The 17,784-nt window shown below is 71.3% G+C and carries 18 protein-coding genes and 1 tRNA gene; 8 read left to right on the forward strand and 11 right to left on the reverse strand.

Going from position 1 to position 17,784, the window contains the following annotated elements; all coding sequences use genetic code 11:
* Positions 1-128: 128 nt before the first annotated feature.
* The 4 genes from ehuA to ehuB are packed head-to-tail and all read right to left on the reverse strand — an operon-like array spanning position 129 to position 3,193.
* The gene (ehuA, locus tag KUM38_RS02605) at positions 129-929 is read right to left on the reverse strand and encodes an ectoine/hydroxyectoine ABC transporter ATP-binding protein EhuA (RefSeq protein WP_217127611.1); all 801 of its coding nucleotides are present in this window, start codon (positions 927-929) and stop codon (positions 129-131) included.
* Positions 919-1,569: an ectoine/hydroxyectoine ABC transporter permease subunit EhuD gene (gene ehuD, locus KUM38_RS02610; protein ID WP_217127612.1), complete on the reverse strand. Its 651-nt coding sequence runs from the start codon at positions 1,567-1,569 to the stop codon at positions 919-921. The genes ehuA and ehuD overlap by 11 nt, the downstream gene beginning before the upstream one ends.
* Positions 1,569-2,282 (reverse strand): ectoine/hydroxyectoine ABC transporter permease subunit EhuC, encoded by a 714-nt coding sequence (gene ehuC, locus KUM38_RS02615; protein ID WP_217127613.1) that lies wholly within the window; start codon positions 2,280-2,282, stop codon positions 1,569-1,571. Before ehuC ends, ehuD begins: the two co-directional genes overlap by 1 nt.
* Entirely contained in the window at positions 2,279-3,193 is a 915-nt protein-coding gene (gene ehuB, locus KUM38_RS02620; RefSeq protein ID WP_217127614.1) for an ectoine/hydroxyectoine ABC transporter substrate-binding protein EhuB, read from the reverse strand. Before ehuB ends, ehuC begins: the two co-directional genes overlap by 4 nt.
* A 97-nt stretch (positions 3,194-3,290) precedes the next feature.
* Here ehuB and KUM38_RS02625 point away from each other — a divergent pair, with 97 nt between their 5' ends.
* Positions 3,291-3,785: a DUF3830 family protein gene (locus KUM38_RS02625; RefSeq protein ID WP_217127615.1), complete on the forward strand. Its 495-nt coding sequence runs from the start codon at positions 3,291-3,293 to the stop codon at positions 3,783-3,785.
* Here the strand turns inward: KUM38_RS02625 and KUM38_RS02630 are convergent.
* Positions 3,766-5,172 (reverse strand): amidase, encoded by a 1,407-nt coding sequence (locus KUM38_RS02630; protein ID WP_217127616.1) that lies wholly within the window; start codon positions 5,170-5,172, stop codon positions 3,766-3,768. The two genes, KUM38_RS02625 and KUM38_RS02630, sit on opposite strands and share 20 nt — an antisense overlap.
* A 17-nt stretch (positions 5,173-5,189) precedes the next feature.
* Positions 5,190-6,137: a D-2-hydroxyacid dehydrogenase gene (locus KUM38_RS02635; RefSeq protein WP_217127617.1), complete on the reverse strand. Its 948-nt coding sequence runs from the start codon at positions 6,135-6,137 to the stop codon at positions 5,190-5,192.
* Positions 6,138-6,339: 202 nt separating this feature from the next.
* Between KUM38_RS02635 and KUM38_RS02640 the strand changes: the two genes are divergently transcribed.
* The 4 genes from KUM38_RS02640 (at position 6,340) to KUM38_RS02655 (ending at position 10,274) form a co-directional block, all read left to right on the forward strand.
* Positions 6,340-7,182, forward strand: a complete 843-nt coding sequence (locus KUM38_RS02640) for an aspartate/glutamate racemase family protein (protein ID WP_217127878.1) — start codon at positions 6,340-6,342, stop codon at positions 7,180-7,182.
* Positions 7,179-7,910: an aspartate/glutamate racemase family protein gene (locus tag KUM38_RS02645; protein WP_217127618.1), complete on the forward strand. Its 732-nt coding sequence runs from the start codon at positions 7,179-7,181 to the stop codon at positions 7,908-7,910. The genes KUM38_RS02640 and KUM38_RS02645 overlap by 4 nt, the downstream gene beginning before the upstream one ends.
* Before the next feature lie 100 nt (positions 7,911-8,010).
* The gene (locus KUM38_RS02650) at positions 8,011-8,814 is read left to right on the forward strand and encodes a hypothetical protein (protein ID WP_217127619.1); all 804 of its coding nucleotides are present in this window, start codon (positions 8,011-8,013) and stop codon (positions 8,812-8,814) included.
* Positions 8,815-9,173: 359 nt separating this feature from the next.
* Positions 9,174-10,274 carry an LLM class flavin-dependent oxidoreductase gene (locus tag KUM38_RS02655; RefSeq protein ID WP_217127620.1) on the forward strand — a complete coding sequence of 367 codons (1,101 nt, stop codon included), beginning with the start codon at positions 9,174-9,176 and terminating at the stop codon, positions 10,272-10,274.
* Here the strand turns inward: KUM38_RS02655 and KUM38_RS02660 are convergent.
* Positions 10,250-12,115 (reverse strand): bifunctional diguanylate cyclase/phosphodiesterase, encoded by a 1,866-nt coding sequence (locus KUM38_RS02660; protein WP_217127621.1) that lies wholly within the window; start codon positions 12,113-12,115, stop codon positions 10,250-10,252. The genes KUM38_RS02655 and KUM38_RS02660 overlap by 25 nt on opposite strands.
* 431 nt (positions 12,116-12,546) lie before the next feature.
* Between KUM38_RS02660 and KUM38_RS02665 the strand changes: the two genes are divergently transcribed.
* Positions 12,547-13,764, forward strand: coding sequence for a M6 family metalloprotease domain-containing protein (locus KUM38_RS02665; RefSeq protein WP_254396564.1), 1,218 nt, complete (start codon positions 12,547-12,549; stop codon positions 13,762-13,764).
* Between the two features lie 57 nt (positions 13,765-13,821).
* Here the strand turns inward: KUM38_RS02665 and KUM38_RS02670 are convergent.
* From KUM38_RS02670 to KUM38_RS02685, 4 genes are all read right to left on the reverse strand, one after another.
* A tRNA-Lys gene (locus KUM38_RS02670) sits at positions 13,822-13,895 on the reverse strand.
* Positions 13,886-14,533 carry a bifunctional DNA primase/polymerase gene (locus KUM38_RS02675; protein ID WP_217127623.1) on the reverse strand — a complete coding sequence of 216 codons (648 nt, stop codon included), beginning with the start codon at positions 14,531-14,533 and terminating at the stop codon, positions 13,886-13,888. The genes KUM38_RS02670 and KUM38_RS02675 overlap by 10 nt, the downstream gene beginning before the upstream one ends.
* 106 nt (positions 14,534-14,639) lie before the next feature.
* Positions 14,640-15,005 carry a hypothetical protein gene (locus KUM38_RS02680; protein WP_217127624.1) on the reverse strand — a complete coding sequence of 122 codons (366 nt, stop codon included), beginning with the start codon at positions 15,003-15,005 and terminating at the stop codon, positions 14,640-14,642.
* Positions 15,006-15,208: 203 nt separating this feature from the next.
* The gene (locus KUM38_RS02685) at positions 15,209-15,538 is read right to left on the reverse strand and encodes a hypothetical protein (protein WP_217127625.1); all 330 of its coding nucleotides are present in this window, start codon (positions 15,536-15,538) and stop codon (positions 15,209-15,211) included.
* Positions 15,539-16,250: 712 nt separating this feature from the next.
* Here KUM38_RS02685 and KUM38_RS02690 point away from each other — a divergent pair.
* Together KUM38_RS02690 and KUM38_RS02695 are read left to right on the forward strand one after the other, a co-directional pair.
* Positions 16,251-16,751 carry a hypothetical protein gene (locus KUM38_RS02690; protein WP_254396565.1) on the forward strand — a complete coding sequence of 167 codons (501 nt, stop codon included), beginning with the start codon at positions 16,251-16,253 and terminating at the stop codon, positions 16,749-16,751.
* Between the two features lie 12 nt (positions 16,752-16,763).
* Entirely contained in the window at positions 16,764-17,780 is a 1,017-nt protein-coding gene (locus KUM38_RS02695; RefSeq protein WP_217127627.1) for a hypothetical protein, read from the forward strand.
* The last annotated feature ends 4 nt before the right edge of the window (positions 17,781-17,784 follow it).

Below are 17,784 nucleotides of genomic sequence, written 5' to 3' on the forward strand. Positions count from 1 at the left end.
AACGGCTCCGGGGAAGCGGGTGTTGACGAGATCGCGGCCCCCTCAACTGCGGCGCCGACCCTCTGGCATATGCCAGAGGGATGCTCCACGGCGTGGACCTCGGGCATTGTCCCGTTCACGGTCCGTAGCTACAGCACCGCGCTGAGGAATTCCCGTGTCCGGTCGTGCTCCGGCTCACTGAAGATCTTCTCCGGCGAACCGGCCTCGATGATCCGGCCCGAGTCGAACATCAGCACCTGGTCGGAGATGTCCCGGGCGAAGTTCATCTCGTGGGTGACGCAGAGCATGGTGATGTCGGTGGAGCGGGCGATGTCCCGCAGCACGTCCAGGACGCCCGCGACCAGCTCCGGGTCGAGCGCCGAGGTCACCTCGTCGAGGAGCAGCACCCGCGGCCGCATCGCCAGCGCCCGCGCGATCGCCACCCGCTGCTGCTGACCACCGGACAGCTGCGCGGGGTGCTTGTCGAGGTGGTCGGTCAGCCCGACCAGCTCCAGCAGCTCCCGCGCCCGCTCCTCGGCCGCGTCCTTGGACAGGCCGAGCACGGTGACCGGGGCCTCGGTGATGTTCCGCAGCACCGTCATGTTCGGGAACAGGTTGAACTGCTGGAACACCATCCCGATCTTCTTGCGGACCTCGCGGACCTGCTTCTCCGGCGCCGGGAACAGCCGCTCCCCGTCGACGGTGACCGTCCCCTCGTCCGGCTTCAGCAGTGTCATCAGCAGCCGCAGGATCGTGGTCTTGCCCGAACCGGACGGACCGATCAGCGTGACGTGCTTGCCGGCGTCCACGGAGAAGTCCAGGTGGTCCAGGACCGTGTGGTCCCCGAACCGCTTGGTGACCTGCTCCAGCCGGATCAGCTCGCCGTTGCTCCCCGGCTTCCCGGGCTCCTCGGGCTTCTTGTCGAACGGGGCGTGGGTGTCAGTGGACAAGGCGTCGCTCCAGGGCTCGCAGGGCAAGGGAGGCCAGGTAGGAGATGACGACGAAGGCGAAGCCGATCACCGTCAGGGGCTCGGTGAACTGGAAGTTCTCCTGGGAGAACAGCCGCGCCTCACCGAGCATCTCCAGCACGGTGACGGCCATCAGCAGCGGCGTGTCCTTCAGCATCGAGATGACGTAGTTGCCGAGCGCGGGCACCACCCTGCGCACGGCCTGCGGCAGGATCACCGCGGTCCACGTCCGGCGCAGCGGCAGGTTCAGCGCCGTCGCCGCCTCCCACTGGCCCACCGGCACGGCCTCGATGCCCGCGCGGTAGACCTGCATCGTGTACGTCGAGTAGTGCAGCCCGATGGCGAAGACGCCGGTGGTCAGCGCCGAGAAGGTGACCCCCCACTCGGGCAGCACGTAGAACAGGAAGAACAGCTGCACCAGCAGCGGGGTGTTGCGGACGAACTCCGTCACCGCGCCCACCGGCCAGGTCACCCAGCGCGTCGGCACCCGCATCAGCAGCGCCCACACCAGACCCAGCGCGAACGAGATCAGCGAACCCAGGACCAGGATCTGCAGGGTGACCAGCAGACCGTCCCAGAAGTGCGGCATGAAGTCGGAGACCGCGCTCCAGTCCCACTTCATCAGACCGCACCTCCCACGTTGGTGGTCTCGGGCCGCTTCAGCTCCAGGTCCGGCTTGCGGACCGGTGCCTTGCCGACCCCCGCCTTCAGCTTCCTCTCCAGCCCGCGCATGAGCCGGGTGAGCAGGAAGGCGATCACGAAGTAGATGACCAGGATGTACGTGTAGATCTCCGCGCTCTCCTGCAGCGCCAGCCGCACCAGGTTGCCGCTGAACGCCAGGTCGCCCATGCCCATGATCGACACCAGGGCGGTGCCCTTGAGCAGCTCGACCAGCAGGTTGGAGAACGGCGGGATCATCTCCGGCACCGCCTGCGGCAGCAGGATCAGCCTCATCCGCTGCCAGGGCGTGAAGCTGAGCGCGATACCGCCCTCACGCTGGGCCGGGTCGACCGCGGCGAGGGCGCCGCGCACGATCTCCGAGCCGTACGCCCCGTAGGTCAGGCCGAGTGCCAGCGTGCCCGCCCACAGCGGCACCAGCTGCCAGCCGAAGGCCGGGGGCAGCACGAAGAACACCCAGAAGATCATCACCAGTGCCGAGGTCCCGCGGAACACCTCGGTGTAGAAGCCGGCCAGGAAGCGGACGATCCACAGCCGGTGGGTGCGCGCGACGCCGACGACGAAGGAGACCGCCGTCGCCAGCAGCGAGCTGAGGACGAGCAGCTGGATCGTGACCCAGACGCCCTTGAGTACGAGTTCCCAGAGTCCCGAGGTCATCCGCCGCACAACTCCTTCGCGGTCAGATCCGTCATCTCGTCCTCGGTGAACCCGAAGGGCCTGAGGATGCGGAGCAGCTCGCCGCTCTCCTTGAGCTTGGCCAGCTCGACGTTGAAGGCGTCCCGCAGCTTGGTCTCGGTCGGCCGGAAGGCGAAGGCGCCGCCGTCGACGTGCGGCTTCCCGTCGACGATCGGTTTGAAGGCCTCCGTGACCTCCGCCTTGTTCGACTTCTTCACCACCTCGCGGGTGGTGAGGGCGGTCCCGGCGAAGACGTCGGCGCGTCCGGCCTCGACGGCGTTCAGGCCGGCGACCTGGTCGGGGACGATCAGGATGTCGCTCTCCTCGTACCCGGCCTCGACGGCGTACGCGATCTCCGCGTACCCGGTGCCGGTGGCGAACTTCGCCTTCTTCTCGACGACGTCCCGGTAGTCGTGCAGGCCCTTCGGGTTGCCCTTGCGCACGATGAACGAGTCGAGCATCTGGTAGTCGGGGTCGGAGAAGATGACCTGTTCGCAGCGCTCGGGATTGACGTACATCCCGGCGGCCACGACGTCGAACTGCTGGGAGTTCAGCCCGGGTATCAGCGAGCCGAACTCGGTGGGCACGGGCTGCACCCGGTCCACCCCGAGCCGTTTGAAGATGACCTTGGCCAGCTCCGGTGCCTCGCCGGTCAGATCGCCGTTCCTGTCGATGTAACCGAACGGGATCTCACCGGCTATGCCCAGGCGGACGACCCCCGCCGCCCTCATCCGGTCCAGCAGGTCACCGCCGCCCGTGGCCGCCGCCGTCGGCACGCGGGAGCAGCCCGCGGCACCCAGCGCGCCGAGCGCCGCGACCCCCGCGAGCAGCGATCGACGTGAGGGCCCGGAGGTCTCTCGGAATCGTCTCAGTGGTTGCAGTGGTGGAGCCATGGCGGCGCGGCTACCCGAAGCGATGCGAGTTATTCCGGCCGGTTTCGGCCCCGTTCGGCGGTCGGGCGGCCTTGACCGGCGCGGAACGATGAGGGGCATGGCAGACCGATTTCTCGAGATCTCCCTGGTCGAGCGCGGGATCAGCTGCACGGCCCGACTGCTCGACGACCGGGCGCCGATCACCTGCGAAGCCGTCTGGAAATCCCTCCCGCTGTCCGGCGACGTCTACCACGCCAAATACGCCCGCAACGAGATCTACGCCCTTTTCCCGCCCTTCGCGGAAACGGGACCACCCCTGGAGAACCCGACCGTCACCCCCATTCCGGGTGACCTGTGCTATTTCTCCTTCGCGGGCGCCGAGTCGGGCACCACGTCCTACGGCTACGACCGCGAGGTCCGCCCCGGCACCACGGTCGTGGACCTGGCCCTGTTCTACGAGCGCAACAACCTGCTCCTCAACGGTGACGTGGGCTGGGTCCCCGGCACCGTCTGGGGCCAGGTGGTGGAAGGGCTGGACACCATGGCCGACGGCTGCAACGACCTGTGGCGCACGGGCGCGGCCGGGGAGACGCTCAGCTTCCGGCGGGCGTGATCCTCGAGGCCGCTCCCGCCTCGTACAGGGTGTGGGCCGCCCGCAGGACGAGGTCGTCCCGGTGGCGTGCGGCCACCAGCTGCAGCCCGACGGGCAGCCCGTCGGCGTCGGTGCCCACGGGCACGGTCGCGGCGGGCTGCTGGGTCATGTTGAAGGGGTAGGTGAACGGGGTCCACCCCGTCCAGCGGCGGTGCCCGGACCCCTTCGGCACCTCCGCGCCCGCCTCGAACGCGGTGATCGGCACGGTCGGGGTGACCAGCAGGTCGTAGGTGTCGTGGAAGCGGCCCATCCGGCGGCCCAGGTCCATCCGCACGTCCATCGCGGCCAGGTACTCCAGCGCCGAGTACCGGGCCCCGGCGCCGCAGATCTCCCGCAGCCCCGGATCGAGCGCCTCCCGCTGCTCCCGGCCGAGGTGCTGGGTCACCCGCGCGGCGCCGGCGAACCACAGGGTGTGGAACGCCTCCACCGGCTCGCTGAAGTCGGGATCGGCCTCCTCGACGTACGCGCCGAGCCCGGCCAGCCGCTCCACCGCCCGCCGCACCGCCGCCGCGACCTCCGGCTCCACCCGCACCTGTCCGCCCAGCGACGGCGAGTACGCCACCCGCAGCCCGCGCACCCCGCCCGCGAGCCCCTCCGGGAACGAGCCGGGCGCCGGTCCGAGCGCCGACCAGTCACGGGAGTCCGGGCCGCCGATCACCTCCATCAGCAGCGCCGCGTCCGCCGCGTCCCGGGTCATCGGGCCGACGTGCGCCAGCGTGCCGAACGCGCTCGCCGGATACAGCGGCACCCTCCCGTACGTCGGCTTCAGCGCGAAGATCCCGCAGAACGCCGCCGGGATCCGGACACTGCCCCCGCCGTCCGTGCCCAGGGCCAGCGGTCCCGCGCCCAGCGCCACGGCCGCCGCCGCGCCCCCGCTGGAACCGCCCGCCGTACGCGTCGGATCGTGCGGGTTGCGCGTGACACCGGTCAGCGGGGAGTCCGTCACCCCCTTCCAGCCGAACTCGGGGGTCGTCGTCTTGCCGAGGAAGACCGCGCCGTGCTCGCGCAGCCGGGCCACCGACGGCGCGTCCTCGTCCCAGCGGCCCGCCGCCGGGTCGATGGTCCGCGAGCCCTTCAGGGTGGGCGCGCCGCGCAGCAGCAGGATGTCCTTCACCGTGACCGGCACCCCGTCAAGGAGCCCGCACGGCTCACCGCGCCGCCACCGCTCCTCGGACGCGGCGGCCCGCTCCAGCGCCTCCTCGGCGAACAGCCGGACGAACGCGTTCACCTCCGGCTGGATCTCCTCCGCCCGCTCCAGCGCCGCCCGGACCACCTCCACCGGGCCGAACTCGCCGCTGCGGTAGCCGTCGAGGAGCCGTACGGCGGTCAGCTCGGTGAGCGCGTTCATCCATCCTCCCAGGAACGTCAGTGACCCGGTACATACCCGCGCTGCTTGTCGACCACGTTCACCAGCGGCCTGCCCGCCGCCCACAACTCGAACAACTCGACGAACTGCTCGCCGAGTTCGTCCCGCCAGCCGACCGTGTCCCCGCTCATGTGCGGCGACACGATCAGATCCGGGAGGTGCCACAGGGGACTGTCCGGGGGGAGCGGCTCGGTGGCGAAGACGTCCAGCGCGGCGCCCGCGATCCAGCGCCGCCGCAGCGCCTCGGCCAGCGCCTCCTCCACGACCAGCTGTCCCCGGCCGACGTTCACGAAGTGCGCGGAGGGCTGCATCACGCCGAAGCGGCGGGCGTCGAACATGCCGCGCGTCGACTCCGTCAGCGGCGCGGCGGCGATCACCCAGTCCGCGCGGGCCAGCAGCCGGTCGAGATCGTCCGGACCGTGCACACCGGCCCGCGGGGCGCGCCCGACCAGGGCGGTTTTGACGCCGAGCGCGGTGAGCGTGCTGGCGACCGCCCGGCCGATCGGCCCGGAGCCGACCACGACGGCACGGGTCCCGGCGACCTTGCGGGACTCCCGGTGCCGCCAGGTCCGCTCCCGCTGGAACTCCAGCGTCCGCGGCAGGTCCTTGGCGAAGGCGAGGACGAGGGCGGCGACGTACTCGGCGATCGGCCGGTCGAAGACGCCGCGCGCGTTGGTGACGACCGTGTCGGAGGCGGCGAGTTCCGGACAGAGCAGGTGGTCCACGCCCGCGCTCGCCGTGTGCACCCAGCGCGGCCGGGGTCCCTCGCCCGGCCAGGCGGCGCGCACCGCGCGCGAGGTGAAGTCCCACACCAGCAGCACGTCGGCGGAGGGCAGGCGCTCGGCGAGCGTCGAGTCGTCCGCGTGCTCCACCCGCACCCGGCCGGTGAGCCGGCCGAGGCGGGGGAGCGGGTCGGCGTCGAGCACGAGCAGCGTGGGCGTGGTCATGAGCCGTCGTTTCTCCGGGCTGGCCGGGGCGCGAGGAGCGGGGTGGCGGGGTGTCCGGGAGCCGGCCGGGTGCTGGGGAACGGAGTGGCCGGAGTCTGAGATGTGTGGATTGACCACGCTCGCACCCCAACCCACCGTCGTCAACACGGGCGTTCCCGCGATCCGTTGTGTGCTCGTCTCCCCGCGTGAGGCCGGTGCTGACATGGACGTCTCCTTCCTCGGCGGCCCCGGCCCGCAGCGCGGTGTCGGTGTCGTCGCCCCCTTCGGCTTCGCGCTGGACCGCGAGCTGTGGCGCTGGGTGCCGGACGCGGTGTCCCCGTACCTGACCCGCACGCCGTACGTGCCGGTCGAGGTGAGCCTCGACCTGGCCCGGCTGATCAGCGAGCACGAGACCCTCGGCGACGCGGTGCGCACCCTCACCGCGGTCGCGCCCGAGGTCGTCGCCTACGCCTGTACGTCGGGCAGTTTCGTCGGCGGGATCGTCGGCGAGCGCGCGATGTGCGAGGCGATGAGCCGGGCCGGCGCGGTCCCGGCGATCACCACCTCCGGCGCGCTCCTGGAGGCCCTGGTGGAGCTGGACGTGCGCCGGGTCGCCCTGGTCACGCCGTACACCGTGTCGGTCACCCGGGCGCTGGAGAGCTACGTCGCGCGGGCCGGCGTCACGGTCACCGGGTGCGCGTACACGGGGCTGACCCGGCGGATCTGGAAGGTCGCCTACCGCGAGGTGGTGGACATGGCGCGGCGGGCGGCGGTGCGCGGCCGGCTCGGCGCGGCGGACGCGCTGTTCCTCTCCTGCACCGATCTGCCGACCTACGACGTCATCCCGCAGCTCGAAGCCGAACTGCGCATACCGGTCATCTCGGCCAACCAGGTGACCATGTGGGCGGCGTTGCGCCGATTGGGTACCCGGGCGGTGGGACCGTATCAGGCGCTGATCGACGCGTCGGCGCGCTCCGGGACCGTACCGCCGGGCCGGGCGCCCGGCCCCGTACTGCCGGATGTGCCGGACGCGCCGGAAGAGAAGCAGCAGGAAGGCTGGACATGACCGCACTGGGATTCCTCTACCCGGGCCACTCCGCAGAGGACGACTATCCGCGTATCGAGCAGTTGCTGGGCAGCGACATCCGGGTGGACCTGGTGCACACCGACATCGGTGAGGACGTGCACCGGGTGGACGCGCTGCGCCAGATGGGCGCGCCCGAACGGCTGGCGGCCGGCCTGCAGCAGTTGCGCCTGTCGGGTGCCGAGGCGGTGGTGTGGGCCTGCACCAGCGGCAGCTTCGTGCACGGCTGGGACGGCGCCCACGAGCAGGTGCGCAGCCTCGCCCGGGCGGCGGGCATGCCGGCGTCGTCGACGTCGTTCGCCTTCGTGCACGCGGTGCGGGAGATCGGGGCGCGGCGGGTCGCCGTCGGCGCGACCTATCCGGACGACGTGGCCGTGCTCTTCGCCGAGTTCCTGCGGGCCGGCGGCGCGGAGGTGACCGGGGTGCGCGGCTCCGGGATCGTCACGGCGGCGGAGGTCGGCACCTGGGGTGAGGAGGAGTTGTTCGCCCTGGCCCGCGCGGCCGACACCCCGGACGCGGACGCGCTGCTCCTGCCGGACACGGCCCTGCACACGATCGCCCACATCCCCGCCCTGGAGAAGGAACTCGGCAAGCCGGTCCTCACCGCCAACCAGGTCACCGCCTGGGAGGGCCTGCGCCTGGCCGACCGCCGGGTGAACGCCCCTGAACTCGGCGTCCTGTTCACCCGGGAGCCGATCGTCCAGGTCTGAGGGCGACGCGGTACAACCTTGATCGACTCGCGGCGGTCTCACTCCCGTGAGCCCTGTGCCGCGCCTGGGCGCGGGGCGTCGGAACCAGGGAGTGAGCACCATGAGAGCCACCGTCGTCCGCCGTACCGTCCTGACCGCTTCCGCGGCCGCCCTCGCCCTTCTGGCCACCGCGTGCGGCGGCGGTGACGAGAAGGGCGGGAACGGCGGGGACGGGGCGGCGAAGGGCGACGCCGCGTCGAGCGCTCCGGCCGCCGAGGCGCTGACCGCCGCCGAACTGGAGAAGCTCGTGATCGCCTCGGCCGACCTCAAGGACCACAAGGTCGCCGAGCCGGGCAAGGACGACGTCTTCGACCCCGGCACCCTCTCGGTCGAGCGGGCCGAGTGCGAGCCCGTCGCCCAGGCGCTGTCGTCCGTGCCGGTGGGCAAGCCGGCGGCGAGCGCCCAGCGGCTCGTCACCCAGGAGTCCGATGCGGCGAAGAAGGGCATGCCGGACCTCGCGGAGCTGACGGAGGAGGAGGCCGAGGAGGCGATGCTCGACTCCCTCGACATCACCAAGACGATGACCTCCCTCCGGTCCTACGACGCCGACGGCGCGGAGCGGGCCCTCGCCGCGCTGCGGGAGGCCGGCAAGAAGTGCGCCGGGGGCTTCAGCATGTCGATCGACGGTGAGAAGCAGCAGGTCACCAAGGTCACCGAGGAGAAGCTCGCGGCCGGCGAGGACGCGGTCGCCTGGACGGTGGGCACCGAGCTGGACGGCACCTCCGCCGACACGAAGGTCGTCGTCTTCCGCCAGGGCACCACGCTCGCCGGATTCTCGTCCTTCAACATCGCGGCGGTCAGCCGGGGCGAGGCGTTCGAGCAGCCGACCGCCGTCATCGAGGCGCAGGAGGCCAAGCTCGGCTGATCCGGGTCCCGCCGCGGACCGGGGTGACGCTTCCCTCCCGGTCCGCGGGATCCGCGGAGACGGCGCCGTGCGGCGCACACGGAAGAACCCCGGTCCCGCTGGAGCGGGGCCGGGGTTCTCGTCGAGCGCCGGGCAGGCCTTGCACCTGCATCTCCCCGCAGGAAGCGGGGCGTCTTTCCTTGGACCACCAACGCGTGATCACTGTCGGGGGGCGACCCCCTCAGCGAGCAAGATGATCGTATCGCATGATCGCCGGGCACGCACATCGCGGAGTGCCGGAGAAGGGGGAGGGAATAACCGGGGACCGTCCCCTGTTACGTCGCGCAGCGACCGTCACACCCCACAGGAGGCACCCCACCATGGCCGCAGACGCCGCAGAGGAGATCCGGGGCACCGCCCACGGCACCGCACCCGTCCCGCTCTCCGTGCTGGACCTGGTGACCGTCGGCGCGGGCCGGACCGCGAGCGACGCCCTGCGGACCAGCGTGGACATCGCCCGTCTCGCCGAGTCCCGCGGTTTCCACCGCTACTGGGTCGCCGAGCACCACTCCATGCCCGGTGTGGCCTCCTCCTCGCCCGCCGTGATCCTGGCCCACCTCGCCGCCCACACCGGGCGCATCCGCCTCGGCTCCGGCGGGGTGATGCTGCCCAACCACGCGCCGCTGGTCATCGCCGAGCAGTTCGGCACCCTGGAGGCCATGGCGCCGGGACGGATCGACCTCGGGCTCGGGCGCGCCCCCGGCACCGACGGGGCCACGGCGGCCGCCCTGCGCCGCAGCGACCGGCTGAACGAGGGTGCCGACGACTTCCCCCAGCAGCTCGCCGAGCTCACCCGCTTCCTGGACGACGACTTCCCCGACGGGCACCCCTACCGCCGCATCCACGCCGTTCCCGGCCCGGTGCAGGCGACGTCACCCGGCGGTGTGCAGTCCCCGCACCGGCCGCCGATCTGGCTGCTCGGCTCCTCCGGCTTCAGCGCCCGGCTGGCCGGCATGCTCGGCCTGCCGTTCGCCTTCGCCCACCACTTCTCGGCGCAGAACACCGTCCCCGCGCTGGACCTGTACCGCGAGACCTTCCGCCCGAGCGAGGTCCTCGACGCGCCCTACGCCCTCATCGGCGTCTCCGCGCTCGCGACGGACGACGAGAAGGAGGCCCGCCGTCAGGTGCTGGCCGCCGCGCTCAACATGGTCCGGCTGCGCACCGGCCGCCCCGGCCTGGTCCCGACCCCTCAGGAGGCGGAGGCGTACGACTTCAGCCCCATGGAGCGGGAGTTCGTCGACTCCTGGAACGCCAACGTCGTCCACGGCACCCCCGACGAGGTCCGTGCCGGCCTGGACGACCTGCAGAAGCGCACCGGCGCCGACGAGCTGATGCTCACCGCCAACGCCCACGGTGGCGACGTACGCCTGCGCTCCTACGAACTGATCGCCGACGTCTACGGATTGCCCACGCCCGCCTGAACCCCGGGCGTGCCCAGCAGTTCGGAGATGCGGTCCGGCGACACCGGACGGGAGTAGAGCCACCCCTGACCGGTGTCGCACCCGATCCGGCGCAGCCGGGTGGCCTGCGCCGAGGTCTCCACGCACTCCGCGGTGACCGTCAGGCCGAGCCGGTGGGCGAGCTGCACCATCGCCTCGACGATGACCTCGTCCGCCGGGTTCGGCGGGGCGGCGGCGCGTTCCTCGTACTGGAAGCCCCGGACGAAGGAGCCGTCCAGCTTCAGCACCGACACCGGCAGCCGGCTGAGGTAGGCCAGGTTCGAGTAGCCGGTGCCGAAGTCGTCGATGGCGATGCGCACGCCCATGTCGCTGAGCGCCTTCAGGGCCTCGATCGGCCGGCCGGAGGAGCCCATCACCGCCGACTCGGTCAGCTCCAGCTGGAGCAGATGCGGCGCGAGGCCCGTCTCCTCCAAGGTGTCGGCGACGTCCGCCACCAGGTCGGAGTCCCAGACCTGACGGACCGCCACGTTCACGCTGACGAAGATCGGCGGTTCGTCCGGGTGCTCCACCTGCCAGTCGCGGGCCTGCCGGCAGGCGGTGCGCAGCACCCAGCGGCCGAGCGGCACGATCGAGCCGTCCTCCTCCGCCAGTGAGATGAACCGATTCGGCGTCAGCGTGCCGAACCGGGGGTGGTGCCAGCGGACCAGCGCCTCCACCCCGTGCACCCGGTCGTCCTCCATGCCCACCAGCGGCTGGTACTCCAGCGCGAACTCGCCCCGGTCGATGGCCGGGCGGAGCGTGGAGGCGAGGGCCTGCCGGGTCACGCGGGAGGCGTTGCGCTCCGGGTCGAACAGCGTCCAGCGGGCCTTGCCGTCGGCCTTCGCCCAGTACAGCGTGGTGTCGGCGGCCTGCATCAGCGCGGTGGGCGTGGTCCCGGCGGCGTGCCGCTCGACCACCCCGATCGACGCGGAGACCGACAGCCGGCGTCCGGAGAGGTCGAAGGGGGCCTGGACCGCGTCGAGCAGCGACTCGGCGAGGTCGGCGAGCTGCTCGGTGCCGGTGGAGTCCTCGACCAGCAGCGCGAACTCGTCCCCGCCGAGCCGGGCGACCAGCGGGGTGCCGGTCCTGGCCCGGCCCGCCTCCTCCGCGCAGCGCGTCAGCCGCTCGGCGACGGCGGCCAGCAGTTGGTCGCCGACGCGGTGGCCCAGGGTGTCGTTGACGGCCTTGAACCCGTCCAGGTCGAGGTAGCACAGCCCGATCCGGCCGGTGCCGCTCTCCTCGTACGACTCCGCCTCCAGCGCGGCCGTCAGCCGTTCGAGGAACAGGGTGCGGTTGGGCAGCCGGGTCACCGGGTCGTGCATCCGCAGGTGCCGTAGCTGGGCCTGGAGTTCGCGGTGGTCGCCGATGTCGGCGACCGACAGCAGCACCCCCTCGTCGTCGGCGGGCAGCGGGGTGACCGTCACCCGCACCCACAGCGTGTGCCCCTCCGGGTGCTTCAGCCGGCGCGTGCAGTGCAGCCCGGCCCGCCGTCCGCGCAGCAGCTCCCGGTAGGCGTGCCAGACGCGGGCGTCGGAGGCCAGGTCCACCAGGTCGGCGGCGACGGCACCGGCCAGGGTCTCCGGGTCGCGGCCCAGCAGGGTGGCGAGGGCCGTGTTGGCGCCGGTCACCGTGCCCCCGCGGTCGACCACGGCCATGGCGAGCGGCGCGGCCGTGAAGACGGAGCGGTACGACGGGGACGGCGGGGAGGAGGGGGACGACGGGGGCGGGGATTCCGCACGCGGAGACGTAGTGATCTCACTCTCTGTGACGTTCGGCCGGTCGATTTCCGTCGCGGGCGCCGGCCCTTCGGACGTTCCGCTCACCGCTCGCTCCCGCAGTGCACTCGATCGCTGTCCGTGCAGAAAGTCTCAGGAAAGTGTGCCGATCATAGAGGCCCACGTCGGGGCCTTCCAGTCACTGTCCGGTTTCCAGGACGGATCCGCATCTCTGGCCGATCGTTTCTGCTCATGGAGGGACGGGTTCTGCGGGCCTCCGACCAGTTGTGACGTTCCGTGAGTGCCCGGGGCGTCGGTCCCGCCCGGATACCCGCGTTTCTCACTCGTCCGGTGCAGCCGGACATGACGCAGTACGACAAGTCCCCACAATCTGGGTGCGGTGTCCCGTGAACCGTCTCCCGGAGGTCCCCGTGCCGCGTCAGCTCACCCCGAGAGGCCTCGGCCGTGAGACTCTCCGGGAACGACTGAGCCGATCGGGTGCCTCGGGCGTACGGCCCCGGCTGCGCAGCACCGCCGCGATGTGCACCACGATGTCGGCGCTCGCGGCGACCTCGATGGTGAACGTCCCCTCCGTCGCCGAGCCCTTCTCCGTGGCGCCCTGCGTCCTCGCCCGCACCGCCGCCCACCACTCCGAGGGCCTGGACACCTGGAACGCGGCCTACCCCCGCCCCACCCGCAACCTGGACGCGGTGATGGTGTTCCTGTCCTTCCCCGACTCCCACCCCCTGACCACGCCCGCCGAACTCTCCGCCGACCACTTCCCCGCCACCAGCCGCTACTTCGAGCAGGCCTCCTACGGCAGGTTCACCCTCCGCCCGCACGCCCTGCGGCAGTGGCTCCGCATGCCGCGCCCCTCCACGGCGTACGCCATACGACGCGACTGGACCGTCACCCACCGGGCCGCCTACCTGCGCGACGCGTTCTCGGTGGCCAACCGGCACGTCGACTTCTCGCGCTACGACATCGTGTACTTCGTCGCCGACCCGGACGCGCCGGGCGTGGACTCCGACGCCACCAAGGTCGTCAACCTGGACCGTCCGCTGCGCGTCGACGGCGCCGACATCCGGCGGATCGTCACCGTGTTCGAGAACCACCCCCCGGACCGGCTCGTCCTCGCCCACGAGACCGGGCACGTCTTCGACCTGCCCGACCTCTACCACCGGCCCGTGGACGGCAAGGGCGACTGGGACACCCACGTCGGCGACTGGGACCTGATGGGCAGCCAGTTCGCCCTCGCACCGGACCTCTTCGGCTGGCACAAGTGGAAGCTGGGCTGGCTGGAGTCCCGGCAGGTGCGGTGCGTGCAGGACGCGGGGCCGGTACGGCTGACGCTGGAGCCGCTCGGGGCGGGGCCGGGGACGCCGGTGACGGGCGCCGCCGGGGCGCCGTCCTTCGGGCTGGGGCGGGGCACCAAGCTCGCGGTCGTGCGCACCGGGCCCGACAGCGTGCTCGCCTTCGAGGCCCGCGGGCCGGCCGGCAACGATCACGCGGTCTGCCGGCAGGGGGTGCTGGTGTACCGGGTGAGCAGCGGCACCCGGTCGGGGCGCGGCCCCATCGAGGTCGTCGACGCCCACCCGCACACCGAGGCGTGCCGGGAGGACTCGGTCTACCCGCCGCTCGCCGACGCCCCGGTCGCCCTCGGCGAGAGCTTCACGGTGCCCGGGGAGTCCGTACGGGTGGCGGTGGAGGGGCGTACGGCGTCGGGGGCGTGGACGGTGCGGATCAGCGCCGGGTAGACGCCGGGCGGATACGGAGAAGGCCCCCCGCTTGCGCGAGGGGCCTTCTCCGTGTCGTGCGCCGCCAGGGACTCGAACCCCGGACCCGCTGATTAAGAGTCAGCTGCTCTAACCAACTGAGCTAGCGGCGCCTGCTGACGTCGTAGACATTAGCATCACGTCCGGCGGGAGGAAAAATCGATATCCGCACGGCCGCGCGGGCCGCCCGCACGGCCGCCCACAGCAGGACCTCCGGACCCGGCAGCCAGGGGTGGCGGGTGTCGGGGGCGACGAGCCAGCGGGAGTCCGAGCGGGGGGCGGGCGCGGTCGCGCCGGTGAGGGCGGGGACGGTCACCGCGTCGCCGGTGCCGTGGCACAGCAGGGGCGGGACGCCGTCGGTCCGCGCGCCGCACGTGCCGGGTGTGTCGTGCGTGTCGTGTGCGCCGTGCGTGCCGTGTGCGCCGTGTGCGCCCCACTCCTCCCACTCCATCAGGGCCGGGAGCCGCTGTGCCGTGCCGGGCGCGGCGAACAGCAGCATCCGGCCCCGGAACTCCGCCACCGGACCCGAGCCCGGACCCTCCTCCCACATCCGGTCCAGCATCCGGCGCCCGAAGATCGTCGGCGCGCTCACCACGTCGAAGACCACGCCGCAGGGCAGCACGACCGGGGCGTCCGGCCGCTCGTCCCAGTGCGAGAGCGTGCTGCGCGGATACGTCCCCGCCGAGGCGAGCCAGGTGGCACCGTCGGGGGTGACGCCGCTGACGTCGGAGGCATTCCGTGGACTGCTCATGACGGATACGTCTACTCGGCGTGAGGGCTTGGTTCCACAGGGTTGCGGAAAACGGGGACGCGGAGACGGGGGAGGGGGTATCTTGCCCGTCCGGCATATGCCCGACTCATACGGGGTCGGCGTGCACCGGCCCCTCTCCGCCCCGCATCAGGTCCCGGCCGAACTCGACCATCTTCTTCGCGTAGTCCTCGGTCCACTCGGCGCGCTCGGCGATGTCCGCCGGCGTCAGCCGGTCGAAGCGGCGGGGATCGGCGAGCTGGGCCGCCGCCAGCGCCTGGAACTCCGTCGCCCGGTCCGCCGCGGCACGGAACGCGAGCGTCAGCTCGGTCGCCCGCTCCAGCAGCGCGCGCGGATCGTCGATCGACTCCAGGTCGAAGAAGTGCTCGGGGTCGGAGGCCGCCTCCGCGGGCTCGAACAGCAGGGGCGCGGGGCGTAGCCGCGGCTGGTCCCGGCGCGGCGTGTGCTCCGCCATGACTTCTCCTTCGTACGTCGCGGTCGGCCCCCCTGGAGGGCGGGCCACCGTCCATTGTCCCGCGCCGCCGCAAGAGGGCCTGAGCGCTGCCGCCCGCGGGACCGCGTGAATGGCTTCCCAGCCGTCCGGGCGGTATGCATGCGCCGCGCTGCCCCCTGCCGGGGGCTGGGCCCGAGGCCGACGCGGCCCGGCACCGCGCGAGGTCAGATCGTGCCGGCTTCGATGGCTCGCTCCAGGTCGACGTCGGCGCAGAACAACCGGACGTCGGCCTCGGGGGCCACCTCCCGGACGGCCAACTCGAGCCACTTCTTGAACTTCGGCTCCCAGTGCCGGACACCCGAGATGCCTACCGGGTAGTCACCGGTACGCCCCAGCACCATGAACTCCCCGTCGCGCTCCAGCAGCGACAGCGAGACCTCGTCGTCGATGCGCTCGTCGCGGATCACCTCATGGACGGCTTGCCGCGCTTCCTCTGCCTGCTCACGGGAGACGAGTCCACGGACGTCGATTTCGATGCGAAGGTTCACGGACATGGCGGCCACCTTAGTGGTGCTGTCGGACAACTGGCCTGTGCGTGAACGGCCGTGCCCGGCTGGACCGGCTCCGTGGACGGGTGGCCGTCCAGGAGGCACGGGTTCCGTGCCGCGGCCTGGGACGCCGCCCCCTCCCCGACACGGCCGCCGCGACCGCCCGGTCTCGCTGTCGGCCGCTACGCCACTTCCTCGGGGAACGGCACATGACACCCCCGGGTGAACCGTCAGCAAGTCGCGCATAACACTCGACAAACGTAACGATCATCACGCGTGCTAAGTGGATCTTGTGACGTCATGGTCCGTTTGCTGCCCGTTGACCTGACGCTCCGTCGGGGGTTTGGTTACTGGAGGCAACCGTGTGGGCGGGGTGTGACGGGGATGTGGAGTCGAAGTCAAGGCGCAGGCGGGCCTGTTGGGATTCCGTCGAGTGTGTGCCGGCCGGTGTGTCGGCATCGTCGCGAAGCACGGCGGAGCCCGCTGTCGATGGCGCCGATGGCCTGACGGAGGCCGAAGCGGCGGATGGCCCCGGGATTTCATGAAGCGGGCCGTCCGGTGGGTGGTCGGGAAACCGGAAAGCGCCTCTGATCGAGGCCGGCCGTCACACGTCGCATTCCCGCCGTTGTCCTGTGCATGACTACCAGGGAAACCGTATGGCGTGAAGATCTCCTCACGCGGACGAACTATCGATTGAGATGTGATGAAGAGCATTCGCTTGACGAAAAGGGCAACCGCCTTCGCCGCGTCATTCGCGGCGGTGGCAGCCGTGATGGCGACCGCCGCCCCGGCGCATGCGGCCGAGTACACGACCTCCGACAACTGCAATGTCCCGTGGATCACCTGCTCGTACGGTGATCTGTGGCTGTTCTACAACTCGAAGGAGATCGCCGTCCAGGACGGCTACTACAAGTCGGCGTTCGCGAGGTTCTACAGCAACGTGTCCGACCACTGGGGCACGAGCCAGTACCAGGGGTCGTCGCTGACGACCTACCGGTACGTCTTCGGCAACGGCGGCAACGGCAACGGCCAGTACATGAAGAACAACGCGGCGTCCGTGCAGAACTGCGCCCGGGACGACAACTACCGCGTGTACTACAACTCCGGCTACGGCGGCACATCCCAGTACTTCGCGAAGAACGGCCCCTACGGGGACTGCAACATCACCAACCTGATCTCCGCGCTGAAGAACAACAACGCGTCCTCCCACTTCGCTTAAGAAGGAACCGTCGTGAAGCACATCAAGCGGACCGCCACCGCGATAGCCCTGGCTGCTTCAGCCCTCCTGGTCGGTGCCTGCTCCCCCGGCACGACCGCGGACACCACGGAGAACGCGGCCGACGGCAAACCGATCGTGAACAAGGAGAACTGGCCCGAGAAGGTTCCCACCCGTGGTCTGGCCAAGAACCTGTCCCTTCCGCTGGAGGCGTACATGACCTCCTACGAGGACCAGGTCGCCGTGGAACAGGCCGCCAGCGATCTTCAGCAGTCCTGTATGAAGGACTACGGCATCGACCTGGAGCTGCCGCGAGCGGGCGCCAACCCGCCCCCCAGCGACAACGACGCCAACATCGAACGGCGTTACGGCATCACCGACCGGGCCGAGGCGGAGAAGTACGGCTACGAGCTCCCCCCGGCGCTGCAGGAGCACACCAGGCAGACCATGCGTGAGCTGTCCGGTGTCGAGGTCGAGGTCCTGACCGGCCACACCAAGCCCGAACCGGTCGAGGCCACGGAGGGGGCCGGGGCGGCAGGGCCGTTCGCCGCCCCCGGCCAGGGCGTGAAGCCGGCGCGGGCGGAGTACAACGGGAAGAAGCTGAGGACGGGCGGCTGCATCGGCTGGTCCAAGGAGCAGCTCGGCGTGCAGGAAGCCGACCCGGTCGTCGTGGCGGAGCTCGCCGGGGACAGCCTGGTGCGGTCGATGAAGGACGACAAGGTCGTCAAGGCCACCGCAGCGTGGTCCTCGTGCATGGACGGCAAGGGACACCCGGGACTCGCCGACCCGTACAAGGCGATGGACCAGGGTGTCACGAACGACGGGAAGCCGTCGCAGGAGTCCATCGCGCTGGCGGTCGACGACATCGACTGCAAGGAACAGACGGACCTGGTGAAGATCTGGTTCGAGGTGGAGTCCGCGATCCAGAACGAGCAGATCGCCGATGACAGGAGCCGGCTGACCGGCATCAAGGAGCAGCACGGCAAGGAAATCGCCGCCGCGCGCGAGCAGATGGCGGCTTCCGCCCAGTGAGTGC

Origin of the sequence: Streptomyces sp. AC558_RSS880 (assembly GCF_019049255.1) — a bacterium.
Taxonomy (GTDB): Bacteria; Actinomycetota; Actinomycetes; order Streptomycetales; family Streptomycetaceae; genus Streptomyces.